Genomic DNA, 16,767 nt, shown 5'->3' on the forward strand with positions numbered 1-16,767 from the left:
ATGAATAGGAGAGTTAACAGATGAAAGCTAGAGACATGAGTGTTTTAGCAGGCGTTATTCTCATTATCGCCATGCTCGTCATACCAATGCCAACGTTTATGTTGGACTTCTTAATCATAACAAATATATCTCTGGCACTTTTAATCATATTGATTGCCATGAATACAACACAGCCTCTCCAATTTTCTATATTTCCGTCATTGTTATTGTTAGTGACGCTTTTCAGACTTGGGCTAAACGTTTCGACAACGAGGAGTATCCTTTCAACCGGAGATGCAGGAAACGTTGTACATACTTTCGGTGAATTTGTAGTTGGTGGAAATATTCTTGTTGGTATCGTTGTATTTTTCATTCTAATCATCATTCAATTTATCGTAATTACGAAAGGATCTGAACGTGTATCAGAAGTAGCGGCAAGATTTACACTTGATGCGATGCCTGGTAAGCAGATGAGTATCGATGCAGACTTAAACGCTGGCATGATTTCAGATCGGGAAGCGAAAGAAAGACGTGAAACGATTGAACGCGAAGCAGATTTTTATGGAGCGATGGATGGTGCGAGTAAATTTGTAAAAGGTGATGCTATAGCAGGTATAATCATCGTTTTGATCAATATGTTGTTCGGAATCATCATCGGAATGCTTCAGATGGGTCTAAGTTTTGGTGAGAGTGCAGAATTGTTTACAAGAATGACGGTTGGTGATGGATTAGTATCTCAGATCCCTGCGCTGATCATTTCAACAGCGACAGGAATTATTGTTACTCGTGCGGCCTCAGAAGGAAATTTAGGGTTTGATATCAGTAAACAATTGCTTGCATATCCTATCATGCTTTTTGTTGCTGGCGGCACCATCATCATGCTTGGCTTGTTCACACCGATCAATGACTTTTTCACGATTACGATCGGAGGAATTTTAGCAATCGGTGGTTATCTTCTATTAAAAGCAGAACGTGAGCAAAAAGAAAAAGAAGAAGTGGTGGAAGAGGATATTCAGACAGAACAGCTGAAAAGCCCTGAATCTGTTGTGAACCTTCTACAGATCGACCCGATCGAATTTGAATTCGGCTACAGTCTTATTCCATTAGCAGACACTTCGCAAGGCGGTGACCTGTTGGATAGGATCGTTATGATCAGAAGGCAGCTTGCATTAGAACTTGGAATGATCGTACCGGTCGTTCGAATTCGTGACAACATTCAGCTTCAGCCGAATGAATACAGGATCAAAATAAAAGGCAGCCAAGTCGCAAAAGGTGAGCTGCTGTTGGATCATTATTTAGCGATGAGCCCAGGTATAGACGATGAAGAGGTGCAAGGTATCGAAACGATGGAACCAGCTTTTGGTCTACCAGCTATTTGGATCGGTGAAGAGATGAAAGAGCGAGCTGAATACTCAGGATATACAGTCGTAGATCCGCCGTCAGTCGTCTCGACGCATTTAACAGAAGTGATCAAGAAGCACGCACACGAATTGATTGGCAGACAAGAAACGAAACAACTTGTAGATCACTTAAAAGAATCGTATCCAGCGATCGTGGAAGAGGTAACTCCAGATGCTCTTACCATCGGAGAGGTTCAAAAAGTGTTATCAAAACTTTTACGAGAACGAATCTCAATTCGAAACTTAGCGGTAATTTTTGAAACGTTAGCTGATTTTGCAAAAATGACAAAAGATACAGATCTATTAACAGAGTATGTAAGACAAGGCTTATCCAGACAGATCTCAAAAAGCTATAGTAATGAAAATGAGCCTCTGCATGTTATCACACTTGGCGGCTCGGTGGAAAAGAAGATAGCTGATGCAGTTCAGCAAACCGAACATGGGAATTATCTGTCTTTAGATCCGCAAGACTCTCAAGTGATCTTTGACAGCATTACTACTGAACTTGAATCTGGGCGAAGTTTTGACCAATCTGTTGTTCTCTTATGTTCACCGGCTGTAAGAATGTATGTAAGACAACTCATTGAACGTTATCTTCCTGATGTCGCGGTTTTATCATACAACGAATTGGAACCTGAGCTCGAAGTGAAAAGTGTAGGGGTGGTGAACATCTGATGAAAGTGAAGAAATATACAGCGCAGAACTTGCCAGAAGCTATGAAATTAGTAAGAGCGGATCTGGGCAGTGGTGCAGTCATTTTAAATACAAGAGAGGTTCAAGTTGGTGGCTTCTTCGGATTTTTCACAAAGAAGAATGTTGAAATTTTCGCTGGATTGGATCAAGACGTAGATTATCATCCAACAAAGAACACTAACAAGAATAATGTGAAAGAACAGCAAGCTGTGTTCCAGGACGAGGAGTTGACAAAGGAAATTCGTCAGCTGAAGAAGATGGTTCACTCTTTGACCGTACAATCAAAATCTGCAGAAGATGTAGCTCCATTCATTAAAGAATGGGAAACTTTTCTTTTAAGTCAAGAAGTCGACTTAACGATAATCGAAGAACTCATCCCTTCTTTATCAAATAAATACGAAAGTCTCGATGAAATGGAGCGAGACAGCTATGACTGGAATACATGGATCAGCAGCTATTTAAGCGCAAGGATGGCTAAAAGCGAATTTGGCGGCTTTCATTATGAAACAAAATTCTTAAACTTAATCGGACCTACCGGTGTTGGTAAAACAACCACCATAGCAAAGATTGGAGCAAAAGCGGTTTTAAAAGACGGAAAAAAAGTGGCGTTTATTACGACTGATACGTATCGTATTGCAGCTATCGACCAACTAAAAACGTACGCTGATATATTAAACATACCATGTGAAGTCGCTTATACTGCTGATGATTTTAAGAAGGCTAAGGAAAAGTTTGAAGATTATGATCTAGTCCTCGTAGATTCGGCAGGCAGAAACTTCTTAAATCGTTTTTACATCGAAGAATTGCAACGTATCATTCATTTTGATAAAGATATGAAAAACTATCTAGTTCTTTCTTTAACTTCAAAATACCGGGATATGGAGACCATTTATAGTCAGTTTAAGAGTCTGCCGGTTCATAAGGTGATATTTACGAAGAAAGATGAAACGAAGACGTACGGCTCATTATTGAATCTTGCAATCTTAAACAGTGTACCGATCGGATATGTTACGAATGGCCAGAACGTACCTGATGACATGTTTGAGGCTGACGCGGATGAACTTGTTCAGGCTCTAGTAAAGGAAAAGCTACTTCATGCTTGATCAAGCGATAAGTCTTCGTAAACAATTAGTCTCTGCCTCATCAAACAGTGCAAGAGTTATCTCTGTAGTCAGTGGTAAAGGTGGAGTGGGTAAAACGAACGTCACGGTGAATCTTGCTCTTTCATTGGTTGAAATGAAAAAACGTGTGTTAGTACTAGATCTTGATATAGGTATGGGAAATGTAGATTTGATTCTAGGCAGAAGATCTGACAAACATATGATGGATATGCTGCAGAATCAATTATCCGTATGGGAGATCATCGAAGAAGGTAAAGACGGACTTCATACGATAGCCGGAGGAAGGAATTTCGGTTCGCTTACAAGCATAACGGATGACATGTTGGTACATTTTATGAAGCAACTGGAAGAATTAGAGAGGTTTTATGACTATATTTTTTTAGACATGGGTGCAGGTGCAACAGAAACAGCTTTAAAATTTGTACTTTCCAGTCATGAGATATTGGTGATAGCTACACCTGAAATCACCTCACTAACAGATGCATATTCTATGATGAAATTCATTTATATGAAAGATAAGGACCTGCCCTTTTACTTGGTCATCAATCGATATGAAAATGTGAGAGAAGGAAAAGAAACGGTTGAAAAGTTAAGTCATGTTTGTAAACAGTTTCTGCAAAAAGAGCTGATCTGTTTAGGTAAGATACCGATGGATCAGGATGTATTACATGCTGTGAAAAAACAGATTCCCTTTTCTATTCATAAACCTTCATCAATAGCATCCAGAGCTGTATTTCAGCTAGCGGAAACCTATGTTGGTACAGTAAAACAGCAAGAAGTATCTTATAAGTCTTTCATCGGTAAGCTAAAGTCATTTTTCAGAGAAAGGTAGATGCTGCATGAAACAGATCAGAGTGCTAATTGTGGATGATTCTGCCTTTATGAGGAAGCTGATCAAAGAGTTCTTAAGCGAAGATCCTAGAATTTTGGTGATCGATACAGCAAGAAATGGACAAGAAGCAGTTGAAAAAACACTAAAAATAAAACCAGACGTGATAACGATGGATGTTGAGATGCCCATTTTAAATGGGATCGACGCAGCAAGAACCATTATGAAGAGTTTTCCTGTTCCAATCATCATGTTATCTAGCACAACAAAAGTCGGTGCAGAAAATACAATTCTAGCTATGGAAGCAGGGGCTATTGATTTTATCGCTAAGCCATCAGGAGCAATATCCTTAGATTTACATAAGGTAAAGACTAGTTTGATAGAAAAAGTGATCGCTTCCTCTAAAGCGAATATTGTAACAAAAAAAGCACTGTCGCCTTATACATTTGAAAACAAAGTGCCTAAAAGATCAAACAGAATTGATCATAGAGAGAAGCTAGTCTTAATAGGTACATCTACAGGCGGCCCAAGAGCTTTACAACAAGTGATTACTAAGCTACCTATAGACCTGGATGCACCTGTTGTTGTCGTTCAACATATGCCAGCAGGATTTACGAAATCATTAGCAGATCGATTGAATTCACTATCAGACATCTTTGTAAAAGAGGCTGAGCATCATGAACGGCTACAAAAAGGTCATGTTTATATCGCACCCGGCGGTTTTCATGTAAGACTATACGAAAAAATGGGACGGTTATATGTTTCGTTAGATAGTGATGCTCCAGTAGGAGGTCATCGACCCGCGGTTAATGTGCTTTTCAGTTCAGCCTGCAAGCTTAAAAACTATCAAAAGGTCGCTGTCATCATGACTGGAATGGGCTCCGACGGTACAAATGGAATCGTAGACTTAAAAGAAGCTGGTTCAACCGTAGTTATTGCGGAAGCTGAAGAATCTTGCATCGTTTATGGAATGCCAAAAGCTGCGGTTCTCACTAAAAAAGTAGATGAAGTTGTTCATTTAGAGTCAATTGGATTAGCTATTCAGAACCATTTGTAAATTAGGAGGAATTATACGATGGAAATGACACAATATCTTGACATATTCATTGAGGAAAGCAAAGAGCATTTACAATCTATTAATCAACAAGTGCTGCTGCTAGAGAAAAGACCAGGAGAGCTTTCAATTGTAAATGAGATATTTCGTTCTGCTCATACGTTAAAAGGAATGTCAGCTACGATGGGTTATGAAGATCTGGCCAATCTTACGCACTGTATGGAAAATGTTCTTGATGCGATTCGAAATAACAAAATAGAAGTTTCATCTTCTGTCCTAGATGTTCTGTTCGCGTCGCTTGATCATTTAGAAGCGATGGTAGTGGAGATTTCAGAAGGTGGAAGCGGTAAACGTGATGTGACGAAGACAGTGAGAGATTTAGAGGTCCTTGAAAAGGGAGAAGCTCCGAAGATGATTCAAGCCGAATCAAAAAAGGAAGCAGAGTCGTTACATGCTTATGATCAATATGAAAAGCAGATTATCATTCAATCAAAAGAACAAGGATTTAACGCTTACGAGCTTTCAATCTCATTAAGGGACGACTGTATCTTAAAAGCTGCAAGAGTATATATGGTCTTCGAAGTGATCGAACAGATCGGTGAGATCATAAAAACGATGCCAGCAGTAGACATGCTAGAAACAGAACAATTCGGAACTCATTTTACTCTTTCCATCCTTACGAAAGAGTCCGCCGAAAACGTACAGGAACGTATCTTAAAAGTGTCTGAGGTAGATGTAGTAGAAGTGGTTGACATTCAAGCAGATAAACTCAACATCTCGTCAAACACTGAGAGCGACAAGAATGATAAATTAGAGCAACAAGAAGTGAAACTAGAAGATAAAAAAAGCGAACCTCAACAAACTTCAATTTCAGGAAGCAGCGGAAAAACGATTCGTGTCAATATTGAAAGGCTCGATCAGCTCATGAACTTGTTTGAGGAACTCGTTATTGACCGAGGACGGCTTGAAGAGATATCGAAATCATTAAAAAGCATGGAACTCAATGAAACGGTTGAACGAATGTCTCGTGTTTCAGGAGACCTTCAAAATATTATCCTGACGATGAGAATGGTACCGGTAGAACAAGTTTTCAATCGCTTTCCAAGGATGATAAGAGGATTAGCGAAAGATCTCGGTAAAAAAGTAAACCTTGAGATCGTAGGTGCTGAGACTGAGCTTGATCGAACCGTAATCGATGAGATCGGTGATCCGCTTGTTCATCTACTTCGAAACTCGATTGACCATGGCATCGAAAACCCAGGGGAACGCTCTTCTAAAGGCAAAAATGAAACTGGGACCATCTATTTAAGAGCATTTCATAGCGGAAATCATGTGTTTATAGAGATTCAAGATGATGGAGCGGGTATAAATAAGCAAAAGGTATTGAGTAAGGCGATTGAAAATGGGGTCATCACGAAAGAAATGTCTGAAAATTTGACCGATAAACAGTGTTTTGAATTATTGTTCGCTTCAGGCTTTTCTACAGCCGATGTTGTTTCTGACATTTCAGGCCGTGGAGTGGGATTAGATGTTGTGAAGAATAAGATTGAATCGTTAGGTGGTTCTATCGCTGTCGATTCAACCGAAGGCTCTGGGACGATTTTTTCCATACAGCTTCCTCTTACTTTATCAATCATGTCAGTTATGCTCGTTGAAATTAGTCGTGAGAAATATGCGATTCCACTATCATCTATTATTGAAACGGCGATTATTAAGAAAGAAGATATTCTTTCAGCTCATAATCAGAAAGTGATTGATTTTAGAGGTAAAGTCGTACCGCTTGTAAACATGAAGGACATTTTTGAAGTCCCTGGTTCAACTGAAGCCAGTCAGCACGTTCCTGTAGTGGTAGTGAGAAAAGGTGACAAGATGGCAGCATTAGTCGTTGATTCGTTTATTGGACAGCAAGAAATTGTCTTGAAATCACTTGGTCAGTATTTGACATCTGTATTTGCTATCTCTGGTGCAACGATTCTAGGAGATGGACAAGTAGCATTAATTCTCGATTGCAATGCACTCATAAAATAAGGTGGTTAATCATGATGAATGAAGAAAAAGTGATCATATTTCAATTAAAAGATGAAGAATATGCAGTTCCTGTTCAGCACGTAAAATCGATTGAAAGAATGCAACCGATTACGAGAATTCCAAGAACAGTTTCTTTCGTAAAAGGGGTAATTAACTTAAGAGGAGTCGTTACTCCCATTATCGATCTGCGTTCACGATTCGAAATTGAAGAAGTAAGTCATACGGATACAACTCGCATCATCATTGTTTCAGTAGGTTCCATTGAAGCTGGACTGATTGTCGATGCAGCAAACGATGTAATCGATCTGGATAAAGAGTCGATCGAGCCTCCTCCTGAAGTAGTAGGTGGTGTAGATGCAGAGTATATCCATGGGGTTGCGAAGATTGAAAAGCGACTATTGATCTTGCTCGACCTTGTGAAGGTGTTGAATCCAGAAAAGTTGGATGTTCAACCTACAAAGGAGAGTATCCTTTGAGATGGATTTTTTAAAAATTCAGCCGATTCATCTGGATGTCTTGCGAGAGATCGGAAACATTGGAGCAGGACATGCAGCCACAGCCTTATCAACGATGCTGAACAAAGCTGTTGATATGAAAGTTCCTTCAGTAAACGTGATCTCATTTGAAGAGATATCTGAGATGGTTGGCGGAGCAGAGAACGTTGTGGCATCTGTTTTCTTGAGAATCGTTGGCGATGCTCCTGGATGTATGTTCTTCATGCTTCCAGTTGAGCAAGCTGAGCAGCTTTTAGAAGACTTATTAATCGGCCAGACAGTGAAGTTAACAAACGGAGAAGAATCTGACATCTCATTATCTGCTCTTCAGGAAGTGGGAAACATTCTATCAGGCTCATATCTAACATCGTTCTCTGATTTCACAGGGTTGAATTTACAGCCATCAGTACCTGCAACAAGTATTGATATGGCAGGGGCGATCTTGAGTTTTGGACTTTTCGAAATTTCCACTGTGAGCGATTATGCCATTGTTATTGATACTGCTTTTACAGATATAGAAAGACAAGACGAGGTAAAAGGTCACTTCTTCTTGTTGCCTGATCCACTTTCCTTCTCAAAAATTTTTGAAGCATTAGGAGTTCCGTTGGATGAGTGAAATCATAAAAGTTGGAATCGCTGATATAAACGTCGTTTCCCCTCCAAACACAATTAGAACAACAGGTCTTGGTTCATGTGTGGGCGTTATACTTTTCGATCAAGTAAAAAAAACGGCAGGGATGGCGCATATCATGCTTCCGGATTCGTCTTTATCAAAAACTCCCACATTGAATGAAGGAAAGTATGCGGATACAGCAATCAAGAGTTTATACGACATGCTGATCAAGAGTGGTGCTAACGGAAAAGCGCTAAAAGCAAAAATTGCTGGCGGCGCGCAAATGTTTAAGTTCTCATCCGGAAGTGAAATGATGCGAATCGGCCCAAGAAACGTAGAACGTGTCAAAGAAGAGTTGTCTGCTCTGAAAATTCCTTTACTAGCAAGTGATGTAGGAGGCTCGAGTGGCAGAACCATTGAGTTCAATCCAGAGAACACATTACTAACGATTAAAACAGTTAATGCAGGAACGAAAGTAATTTAGAAGTTCACAAAAAAAACGAGGAGGATTACCATGACGGAGCCATCTTTAGTAGAAGAACAATCTTGCTGGGAAAAGTGGAACACTAGTCGTGATCGAGAAGCAGGTGACGAACTGATGCGTGCATATTTACCACTTGTCAATTATCATGTACAACGTATATCGGTTGGTTTGCCGAAAAGTGTTAACAAAGATGAACTCCGATCCCTCGGTATGCTAGGGTTATACGATGCTCTAAAAAAGTTTGAGCCTGAAAGAGACCTGAAATTTGATACATACGCATCATTTCGAGTTCGTGGTGCTATTTTGGACGGCTTAAGAAGAGAAGATTGGCTGCCAAGAAGTTTAAGAGAAAAAACGAAAAAAGTTGAAGCTACCATTGAGAGGTTAGAACAAGAAAATCTGCGTTCTGTAAGCGCGAAAGAAGTTGCTGATGAATTAGGATACTCAGAAAATGAAGTAACAACCGTAATGTCTGAAAGTTTTCTTGCTAATGTATTATCGATCGATGAAGAGAATAAAGAAACAGAAAGTCGTGAAAAAGTTAGTTATACAATTGAAGATAAAAAAGCGATTACACCTGAAAATAGTTTGCTGCAAGAAGAACTTCATGGCGAACTTGCATTAGTGATCAAGGAATTATCTGAAAAGGAGCAGCTTGTAGTGAGTTTGTTCTACTTTGAAGAATTAACATTGACTGAAATCGGTCAAGTACTTGGTCTATCGACATCCAGAATATCTCAAATACACTCAAAAGCACTCTTTAGAATTCGACAGGTTCTACAACGATATATGTAAGGGGTAGGGATATGGATCAATGGTTTCATATTAAATATGAAGATAATGAAACGCAGGCTCTTTTATTAAAAAAAGAAGTTGAAATCCCATCTGGAGAAGTCACATTTTCGAGTCTTTTAGCTTGGATCGAATCAAAAGGTATACGACATGGAATTCGAAATGAAGTATTGAGTTTGATAGCAGAGAATCTAGATACATTTATTTTCCCGGCTGAAATCGCAAAAGGAAAACAACCGAAGGACGGAGAACCTGCAAGACTTATACCGTCTATCTCAAATGAGAAAGTTGTTACGATCAACGAAAATGCGAAGCTGGATTTTAAACGACTTTTTACAATTCCAACAGCTGAGTTCGGAGAGATCTTAGCAAGAAAAGTAAATGCTACAGAAGGCATCGCAGGAATAAGTGTTTTCGGAAAAGTGCTATCTGCAAAAAACGGAAATGATCTGCTAGTGAAAAATGGTATGAACACCGTATTTAACGAATCAGAGCAATACGTTTATGCTTCAGCAAGCGGGGAAGTAACCTTTCAAAAGAACAGAGTAAATATTTATCCCGTTTATCGAGTGGATGGAGATGTTTCCTTAAAGACTGGTCACATAGATTTTGTTGGAAATGTTCATATAACGGGCGATGTTCCTTCCGGATTTAAAATATCAGCAAAAGGTGATGTGAGGATCGAAGGAGTCGTAGAAGCAGCAGATATCACTACAGACGGAAACGTTGTTATCGGTGGTGGTGTGTTAGGCCAAGGTAAAGGAACGATCCGTTGTGGAGGAGACTTTACTTCACTGTATATTAGTCAAGGAAATGTCTACGCCAATGGAAATATAATGGTAGCTCAAACGATTCTACACAGTCATTGTGAGGCAGAATTGACTGTTACATGTACAAGCGGAAAAGGGAATATATCGGGTGGTACATGTATTGCTGGGAACGGAATATCAGCGATTGATATAGGCAGTGAAACGTACTCCAAAACGCTATTACACATAAAAACAAATGCTAAAATGGAGAACGATATCGTAAAATACGAACAAAAAATTCTTGAACTGCAAACAAATTTAGAGAAATTAAATCATTTAAAGACTGTGTTGATTCAGAAAAATTCAGAACGACAAACGATTAATCGTATCATTAATACAATCTCTCAAGCGAAACACGAGATCGTTGACCTACAAAAGAAAATCCAAAGATGTAAAAGTTCTTCAAACTCATCTATAAATATAAAAGGCACGCTTCACCCTAATGTTGAGATCTGTATTGGAAAATACAAACGAAAAATTCAATCTCCATTTAATGCTGCAAAAGTATTTATAGAAGAGAAAGAAATTGTTGTTCACTCCCTATAAGAATTGGATGTGGATACTGTGAGTCTGAAATTAATAGAGCTTCAAGTTGCAATTCCAAGAACAGTTGATGTGTCAAAAGCAAGTCTAGATCTAATGAACAGAGGACTTCTACAACAACAGCAGACCACAGAAGAAATACGTAAGAAAGACAAGAATGAATCGAAACGGGTCAATCAGAAAGAAGCGACTGATGCAGGCTTGTTTCAATCAAATCAACAACAAGAAAAGACGAGTTCTAGAAGTCAGAGTCATCCTTATAAAGGGAAGAAAATTGATTATACAGGTTAGGATGAATGTGATGTACGCCTTAGTTTTTCTAAGTTTCTTATTAAATGTAATCTGTCTTTATTCTGTTTTTAATTTGCGCAAAAAACTGCAGCAGCAGAGTGCCTCAAATGACACAAGAATAAGTGAAGAGGTAGAAGCACTTCTGGAGCTGTTCTCAGAAGAGATGAAGCTTGAAAATGAACGTTTGCATAAGATGATTTTAAAATTCACAGAAGAGCAACAGCAGAAATATCATTCGACAGTGGTCAATGAGACTTCTCCAATCCAATCTGTAGAGACCCAAACTGACAATACTTCTCCAGATGATAACTTATCTAAAGATACGAACGAAGTATTAACATTAGCTCAAGAAGGATATAATGCTGAAGAAATTGCAAAAATGCTGCAAAGAGGTAAAGGCGAAGTAGAGTTACTTTTAAAATTTTATCGATAACAAGCAAAAAGACTTGCAGAAATTGCACGAAACATGTTATATTATTTCTCGGTGTTAATCACACACGTTTGCGGATTTGAGTAATGTGGTGCTGACTAAGTCAGTTATTGCTCAAAGGTGAAACAAACGGAGGTAAACAAACCTAGGAGGTGCCATTATGGCAGTAATTTCAATGAAACAATTGTTAGAAGCTGGTGTACACTTTGGTCATCAGACTCGCCGTTGGAATCCGAAAATGTCTCGTTACATTTTCACAGAAAGAAACGGTATCTACATCATCGATCTTCAAAAGACAGTAAAGAAAGTTGAAGAGTGCTACAATGTTATGCGTAACATCGCAGCTGACGGTGGAAAGATCCTTTTCGTAGGAACTAAGAAACAAGCTCAAGATTCAGTAAAGGAAGAAGCTGAACGTTCTGACATGTACTACATCAACCAACGTTGGTTAGGTGGAACATTAACAAACTTCGGTACAATCCGCAAGCGTATCAACCGCTTAAAAGATCTTGAAAAAATGCAAGAAGACGGTACTTTTGAAGTACTTCCTAAGAAAGAAGTTATTCTTCTTAAAAAGGAAATGGATCGTCTTGAAAAGTTCCTAGGCGGAATTAAAGACATGAACAAGCTTCCTGACGCATTATTCGTAGTTGACCCTCGTAAAGAGCGCATTGCGATTGCGGAAGCTCGTAAATTAAACATCCCGATCATCGCTATCGTTGATACGAACTGTGATCCGGACGAAGTTGATCACGTTATCCCTGGTAACGATGATGCAATTCGTGCAGTTAAACTTCTTACTGGTAAGATGGCAGATGCTATCATCGAAGCTAACCAAGGCGGAGAAGAAGTAGCAGAAGCAGCTGAAGAAGAAACTACTGCTTAATTAAATGGAATGCTCAAGGGTGGTAGAGGGGATGACCCTTTATCACCCTTTTTATGTAAAAGCACAACTAGCACTACATATCCCATAAGGAGGCAAAAAAACATGGCTATTACAGCACAAATGGTTAAAGAATTGCGTGAGAATACTGGCGCAGGTATGATGGATTGTAAGAAAGCATTAACTGAAACAGATGGTAACATGGAGGCGGCAATTGATTACCTTCGTGAAAAAGGGATCGCGAAAGCTGCTAAGAAAGCTGACCGTATCGCTGCAGAAGGTTTAACTTCTGTAATCGTTGAAGGGAACAAAGCAGTAATCCTTGAAGTGAACTCTGAAACAGATTTCGTTGCAAAAAACGAAAACTTCAAAAACTTAATCGCTGAACTTGGTAACCACTTGTTGGCTACAGAGCCTGCTTCTGTTGAAGATGCACTAGCTTCTGACTTTAACGGAACTACTGTAAATGACTACATCAACGCTGCAATTGCAAAAATCGGTGAAAAACTTACACTACGTCGTTTCGAAATCTTGAAAAAAGACGACAATGCAGCATTCGGCGCATACCTACACATGGGTGGTCGTATTGGAGTTCTTTCAGTTGTTGAAGGGACTACAGAAGAAGAAGTTGCAAAAGACGTTTCTATGCACGTTGCAGCAGTAAACCCTAAATACATCTCTCGTGACGAAGTTAGTGAAGAAGAAGTATCACGTGAGCGTAAAGTGTTAACTGAACAAGCACTTAACGAAGGAAAGCCTGAAAACATCGTAGCTAAAATGGTAGAAGGACGTCTTGGTAAATATTTCGAAGATATTTGCTTAAACGACCAATCTTTCATTAAAGATCCAGACCAAAAAGTAGGTAAATATGTAGCTTCCAAAGGTGCTACTGTTAAAGCCTTCATTCGCTTTGAAGTAGGAGAAGGTCTTGAAAAGCGTGAAGACAACTTCGCTGAAGAAGTAATGTCTCAAGTTAAAAAGTAAGCACAGTTTGAAAAAGAGGGGAGCACGTTGTGTTCCTCTTTTTTTACAGAAATAACCTTGGTTTATTAATGGTTTTCAAAAAAGATTGCTGCTTATGCTTGATAAAGACATCTTTGACTAGTTGATTGAAGTGTAAGGTGCGAGACTCCTGCGGGACGAGCGGTCAGGTGAGACACTTAAAGGCGCAAAGCGGCAAGTGGCTCACCGGTCGCCCCGCGGAAAGCGAGCACCTGAAACGGAGATTAACTACTTTCATAAGCAACATAGCTTTACAGAAAAGCCTTAACACCAAAGTAAATACATTTTTTTAGGTGATGGAGGGACAAATGACTACTTCAAAATATAAACGAGTCGTCTTGAAACTAAGCGGAGAAGCATTAGCAGGTGAACAAACTTCTGGAATCGATCCAAAAATCGTTCAGTCAATTGCTGAACAAGTAAAAGAAATCGTTGAACTCGACGTAGAAGTTGCTGTAGTTGTAGGCGGCGGAAACCTATGGCGCGGTAAGACGGGTAGTGAGATGGGAATGGACCGTGCCTCAGCAGATTATATGGGCATGCTTGCTACAGTTATGAATTCATTAGCTCTTCAAGACAGTCTTGAAAACATCGGGGTTCAAACAAGAGTACAAACATCAATAGAAATGCGTCAGGTTGCAGAACCTTATATCAGAAGAAAAGCCATTCGTCACCTTGAAAAAAAGCGCGTTGTCATATTTGCAGCAGGAACGGGTAACCCGTATTTCTCAACCGACACGACAGCAGCACTAAGAGCAGCAGAAATTGAAGCAGAAGTTATCTTGATGGCTAAGAACAACGTGGATGGCGTGTATTCAGCAGATCCGAAGTTGGATGAGAATGCAGTGAAGTATACGACATTATCTTATCTTGATCTTTTAAAAGACGGACTAGCTGTAATGGATACTACAGCTTCGTCACTATGTATGGACAATGACATCCCGTTAGTTGTTTTCTCGATCATGGAAGAAGGAAACATCAAACGAGCAGTTGCTGGAGAAAAAATTGGAACCGTTATAAGGGGGAGAAACTAATGGCAAAAGAAGTTTTAACTCAAGCAGAAGAAAAGATGCAAAAAGCAATCGGAGCTCTAAGACGCGAATATTCAACACTTCGTGCAGGTAGAGCAAATCCTTCTCTATTAGACCGAGTACAAGTTGATTACTACGGAACTCAAACACCAATCAATCAATTAGCAGGTGTAACCACTCCAGAAGCTAGACTTTTAGTTATTCAGCCTTACGACAAATCTGCAATGGCAGATATCGAAAAGGCGATCCTAAAGTCTGATCTTGGTCTAACACCTTCTAACGATGGGCAAGTGATTCGTATTGCGATTCCAGCTCTAACAGAAGAGCGTAGAAAAGAATTAGTTAAACTTGTTAAGAAGTTTGCTGAAGAAGCGAAAGTAGCTTTAAGAAACGTTCGCCGCGATGCGAATGATGATTTGAAGAAACTTGAAAAAGAAGCTGAGATTACAGAAGATGAACTACGCCGTTATAACGATGATGTTCAAAAGCTTACTGATAAATACACAGCTGAAGCTGATTCTGTAAGTTCTGCTAAAGAAAAAGAAATCATGGAAGTATAAAGCTTTTCCATGTACAATTAAATATAAAAAGCCCTCTATAAAAGGGGGCTTTTTTATTAGACAATATCGCCATTTTGCTAGATTTAAATTGATAAGTGGCGATAGGCATTAGGAGAAAATCTCTTATAGAGGTTGATTCTATGAAGTCTAAGAAGATGGAGGCTTATACATGCTTGACAAGCTTTTCTTTAAGAAAAAAAGTCCAGAGAATCATACATTTAAAGAAGAAAACATCCCTAAACATGTAGCTATTATTATGGATGGTAATGGTCGGTGGGCAAGGAAACGAGCGATGCCACGAATTGCCGGACATCATGAAGGGATGAAAACAGTTCGGAAAATCGTTAAAGAAGCGAATAAGATTGGGATTGAAGTGCTGACCCTTTATGCGTTTTCAACTGAAAATTGGAAACGGCCACGTGAAGAAGTCGACTTTTTAATGAAGCTTCCTGGAGAATTTTTAAATACTTTTCTGCCAGATTTGATTAAAGAGAACGTACAAGTGCGAATAATGGGTAAAAAAGAGTTATTGCCCCTTCATACTGTTAAAGCAGTAGATGAGGCGATTAACAAGACGAAGAACAATACAGGGTTAATCTTAAACTTCGCTCTTAATTATGGCAGTCGTGATGAGATTACAGCTGCAGTAAAAGCATTGGCTTCTGAAGTTAAACAAGGAAGATTAGAGCCTTCAGATATTGATGATTCTATGATCGAGCAGCATTTAATGACGCATGATCTAAAGGACCCTGATTTATTGATTCGTACAAGCGGTGAAGTTCGATTAAGTAACTTTATGCTATGGCAGCTTGCGTATTCTGAATTTTGGTTTACTGAAGTGTTATGGCCAGATTTTTCTGAGGAGCATTTAAGAGAAGCTGTATCACAATTTGCCGGGCGAGGCAGGCGGTATGGCGGTGTTTAATTAAGGAGGACTTATGAAACAACGGATAATAACAGGTGTAATCGCAGCCGTTTTATTTATAGGGATTACCCTTTATGGAAGCTGGCCGTTCTCACTATTAATACTATTGCTAACTGGGATTGGCATGTTTGAATTATTACGTATGAAAGGGATGGAGCGAAGTTTCGTCGGGGGAATCGGCTATCTTTTAGCAGTCTTGGTGGCATTGCCAGAAGATTGGATGAGTTCATTAGAACCCTTTACTAAAACTGATGCCATTATACTTGCAGTTCTTCTGCTGCTAGTCGTAACGGTCATACAAAAGAACAATACAGATTACAATCATATTTCTTTTGTACTATTTAGTTCTATTTATGTAGGATTTGGCTTTTTCTATCTACTAGAAACGAGAATATTAGAGGACGGTGTCCAGCTACTATTCTTGATACTATTCATGATTTGGGCGACTGACTCTGGAGCATATTTTGTTGGGAAATCGATTGGAAAGCGAAAACTTTGGCCGGTTATCTCCCCAAACAAAACGATAGAAGGTGCAGTTGGCGGAATCTTCTTTAGTATCGTTGTAGGGGTGATCAGCTATTTCACTTCTTTCGTTGATATGTCGATATTTAATATTCTACTTATCTCACTTGTCGTAGGCATATTTGGTCAGATTGGTGACTTGGCAGAATCGGCATTCAAACGAATCTACGATGTAAAAGATTCTGGTACTTTACTTCCTGGTCATGGTGGGATATTAGATAGACTAGACAGTGCGTTGTTTATATTCCCGTTGCTTCACGTGCTTCATTTGATAGGATAACGCT

18 protein-coding genes are annotated in these 16,767 nt (G+C 39.3%); all 18 read left to right on the top strand.

Annotated features, from left to right (window positions below; translation table 11 throughout):
- Positions 1 to 20: 20 nt before the first annotated feature.
- Positions 21 to 2,054 (top strand): flagellar biosynthesis protein FlhA, encoded by a 2,034-nt coding sequence (flhA, locus tag IHV09_RS05955; protein ID WP_197263842.1) that lies wholly within the window; start codon positions 21 to 23, stop codon positions 2,052 to 2,054.
- Positions 2,054 to 3,175 carry a flagellar biosynthesis protein FlhF gene (gene flhF, locus IHV09_RS05960; protein ID WP_197263843.1) on the top strand — a complete coding sequence of 374 codons (1,122 nt, stop codon included), beginning with the start codon at positions 2,054 to 2,056 and terminating at the stop codon, positions 3,173 to 3,175. The genes flhA and flhF overlap by 1 nt, the downstream gene beginning before the upstream one ends.
- Complete coding sequence (locus tag IHV09_RS05965) at positions 3,168 to 4,025, top strand: MinD/ParA family protein (protein ID WP_197263844.1); 858 nt, start codon at positions 3,168 to 3,170, stop codon at positions 4,023 to 4,025. The genes flhF and IHV09_RS05965 overlap by 8 nt, the downstream gene beginning before the upstream one ends.
- 7 nt (positions 4,026 to 4,032) lie before the next feature.
- On the top strand, positions 4,033 to 5,079 hold the full coding sequence (locus tag IHV09_RS05970; protein ID WP_197263845.1) for a protein-glutamate methylesterase/protein-glutamine glutaminase: 1,047 nt from the start codon (positions 4,033 to 4,035) through the stop codon (positions 5,077 to 5,079).
- Between the two features lie 18 nt (positions 5,080 to 5,097).
- Entirely contained in the window at positions 5,098 to 7,104 is a 2,007-nt protein-coding gene (locus IHV09_RS05975) for a chemotaxis protein CheA (RefSeq protein ID WP_197263846.1), read from the top strand.
- Between the two features lie 11 nt (positions 7,105 to 7,115).
- The gene (locus tag IHV09_RS05980) at positions 7,116 to 7,580 is read left to right on the top strand and encodes a chemotaxis protein CheW (RefSeq protein ID WP_231618138.1); all 465 of its coding nucleotides are present in this window, start codon (positions 7,116 to 7,118) and stop codon (positions 7,578 to 7,580) included.
- Position 7,581: 1 nt separating this feature from the next.
- A complete protein-coding gene (locus IHV09_RS05985) occupies positions 7,582 to 8,214 on the top strand; it encodes a chemotaxis protein CheC (protein WP_197127737.1) in 633 nt (210 codons plus the stop codon).
- On the top strand, positions 8,207 to 8,695 hold the full coding sequence (locus IHV09_RS05990; protein WP_197263847.1) for a chemotaxis protein CheD: 489 nt from the start codon (positions 8,207 to 8,209) through the stop codon (positions 8,693 to 8,695). The genes IHV09_RS05985 and IHV09_RS05990 overlap by 8 nt, the downstream gene beginning before the upstream one ends.
- Positions 8,696 to 8,725: 30 nt before the next feature.
- Complete coding sequence (locus tag IHV09_RS05995) at positions 8,726 to 9,490, top strand: FliA/WhiG family RNA polymerase sigma factor (RefSeq protein ID WP_197263848.1); 765 nt, start codon at positions 8,726 to 8,728, stop codon at positions 9,488 to 9,490.
- An 11-nt stretch (positions 9,491 to 9,501) separates the two neighbouring features.
- Positions 9,502 to 10,842, top strand: coding sequence for a DUF342 domain-containing protein (locus tag IHV09_RS06000; protein ID WP_197263849.1), 1,341 nt, complete (start codon positions 9,502 to 9,504; stop codon positions 10,840 to 10,842).
- A gap of 18 nt (positions 10,843 to 10,860) precedes the next feature.
- Positions 10,861 to 11,130: a hypothetical protein gene (locus tag IHV09_RS06005; protein ID WP_197263850.1), complete on the top strand. Its 270-nt coding sequence runs from the start codon at positions 10,861 to 10,863 to the stop codon at positions 11,128 to 11,130.
- A 10-nt stretch (positions 11,131 to 11,140) separates the two neighbouring features.
- Positions 11,141 to 11,563: a DUF6115 domain-containing protein gene (locus IHV09_RS06010; protein WP_197263851.1), complete on the top strand. Its 423-nt coding sequence runs from the start codon at positions 11,141 to 11,143 to the stop codon at positions 11,561 to 11,563.
- Positions 11,564 to 11,720: 157 nt separating this feature from the next.
- Positions 11,721 to 12,446 (top strand): 30S ribosomal protein S2, encoded by a 726-nt coding sequence (gene rpsB / locus IHV09_RS06015; RefSeq protein WP_137789641.1) that lies wholly within the window; start codon positions 11,721 to 11,723, stop codon positions 12,444 to 12,446.
- A 102-nt stretch (positions 12,447 to 12,548) separates the two neighbouring features.
- Positions 12,549 to 13,427, top strand: coding sequence for a translation elongation factor Ts (gene tsf / locus IHV09_RS06020; protein WP_197263852.1), 879 nt, complete (start codon positions 12,549 to 12,551; stop codon positions 13,425 to 13,427).
- 326 nt (positions 13,428 to 13,753) lie between these two features.
- A complete protein-coding gene (gene pyrH / locus IHV09_RS06025; protein ID WP_066393724.1) occupies positions 13,754 to 14,479 on the top strand; it encodes a UMP kinase in 726 nt (241 codons plus the stop codon).
- The gene (gene frr, locus IHV09_RS06030) at positions 14,479 to 15,036 is read left to right on the top strand and encodes a ribosome recycling factor (protein WP_137789640.1); all 558 of its coding nucleotides are present in this window, start codon (positions 14,479 to 14,481) and stop codon (positions 15,034 to 15,036) included. Before pyrH ends, frr begins: the two co-directional genes overlap by 1 nt.
- Positions 15,037 to 15,205: 169 nt before the next feature.
- Positions 15,206 to 15,961, top strand: a complete 756-nt coding sequence (locus tag IHV09_RS06035; protein WP_197127744.1) for an isoprenyl transferase — start codon at positions 15,206 to 15,208, stop codon at positions 15,959 to 15,961.
- A 13-nt stretch (positions 15,962 to 15,974) separates the two neighbouring features.
- Positions 15,975 to 16,763 carry a phosphatidate cytidylyltransferase gene (locus IHV09_RS06040; protein WP_197263853.1) on the top strand — a complete coding sequence of 263 codons (789 nt, stop codon included), beginning with the start codon at positions 15,975 to 15,977 and terminating at the stop codon, positions 16,761 to 16,763.
- Positions 16,764 to 16,767: the final 4 nt, after the last annotated feature.

This window comes from Fictibacillus sp. 23RED33 (assembly GCF_015903925.1).
GTDB lineage: Bacteria > Bacillota > Bacilli > Bacillales > Fictibacillaceae > Fictibacillus > Fictibacillus phosphorivorans.

Bases quoted from the DNA above. Each gene is read 5' to 3' on its own strand.
- IHV09_RS06010 (WP_197263851.1), top strand. From the start codon at position 11,141: ATGTACGCCTTAGTTTTTCTAAGTTTCTTATTAAATGTAATCTGTCTT.
- IHV09_RS06035 (WP_197127744.1), top strand. From the start codon at position 15,206: ATGCTTGACAAGCTTTTCTTTAAGAAAAAAAGTCCAGAGAATCATACA.
- frr (WP_137789640.1), top strand. From the start codon at position 14,479: ATGGCAAAAGAAGTTTTAACTCAAGCAGAAGAAAAGATGCAAAAAGCA.
- IHV09_RS05990 (WP_197263847.1), top strand. From the start codon at position 8,207: ATGAGTGAAATCATAAAAGTTGGAATCGCTGATATAAACGTCGTTTCC.
- IHV09_RS06000 (WP_197263849.1), top strand. From the start codon at position 9,502: ATGGATCAATGGTTTCATATTAAATATGAAGATAATGAAACGCAGGCT.
- IHV09_RS05980 (WP_231618138.1), top strand. From the start codon at position 7,116: ATGATGAATGAAGAAAAAGTGATCATATTTCAATTAAAAGATGAAGAA.
- IHV09_RS05975 (WP_197263846.1), top strand. From the start codon at position 5,098: ATGGAAATGACACAATATCTTGACATATTCATTGAGGAAAGCAAAGAG.
- IHV09_RS05995 (WP_197263848.1), top strand. From the start codon at position 8,726: ATGACGGAGCCATCTTTAGTAGAAGAACAATCTTGCTGGGAAAAGTGG.
- IHV09_RS06040 (WP_197263853.1), top strand. From the start codon at position 15,975: ATGAAACAACGGATAATAACAGGTGTAATCGCAGCCGTTTTATTTATA.
- IHV09_RS05970 (WP_197263845.1), top strand. From the start codon at position 4,033: ATGAAACAGATCAGAGTGCTAATTGTGGATGATTCTGCCTTTATGAGG.
- IHV09_RS05965 (WP_197263844.1), top strand. From the start codon at position 3,168: ATGCTTGATCAAGCGATAAGTCTTCGTAAACAATTAGTCTCTGCCTCA.
- flhA (WP_197263842.1), top strand. From the start codon at position 21: ATGAAAGCTAGAGACATGAGTGTTTTAGCAGGCGTTATTCTCATTATC.
- rpsB (WP_137789641.1), top strand. From the start codon at position 11,721: ATGGCAGTAATTTCAATGAAACAATTGTTAGAAGCTGGTGTACACTTT.
- pyrH (WP_066393724.1), top strand. From the start codon at position 13,754: ATGACTACTTCAAAATATAAACGAGTCGTCTTGAAACTAAGCGGAGAA.
- tsf (WP_197263852.1), top strand. From the start codon at position 12,549: ATGGCTATTACAGCACAAATGGTTAAAGAATTGCGTGAGAATACTGGC.
- IHV09_RS05985 (WP_197127737.1), top strand. From the start codon at position 7,582: ATGGATTTTTTAAAAATTCAGCCGATTCATCTGGATGTCTTGCGAGAG.
- flhF (WP_197263843.1), top strand. From the start codon at position 2,054: ATGAAAGTGAAGAAATATACAGCGCAGAACTTGCCAGAAGCTATGAAA.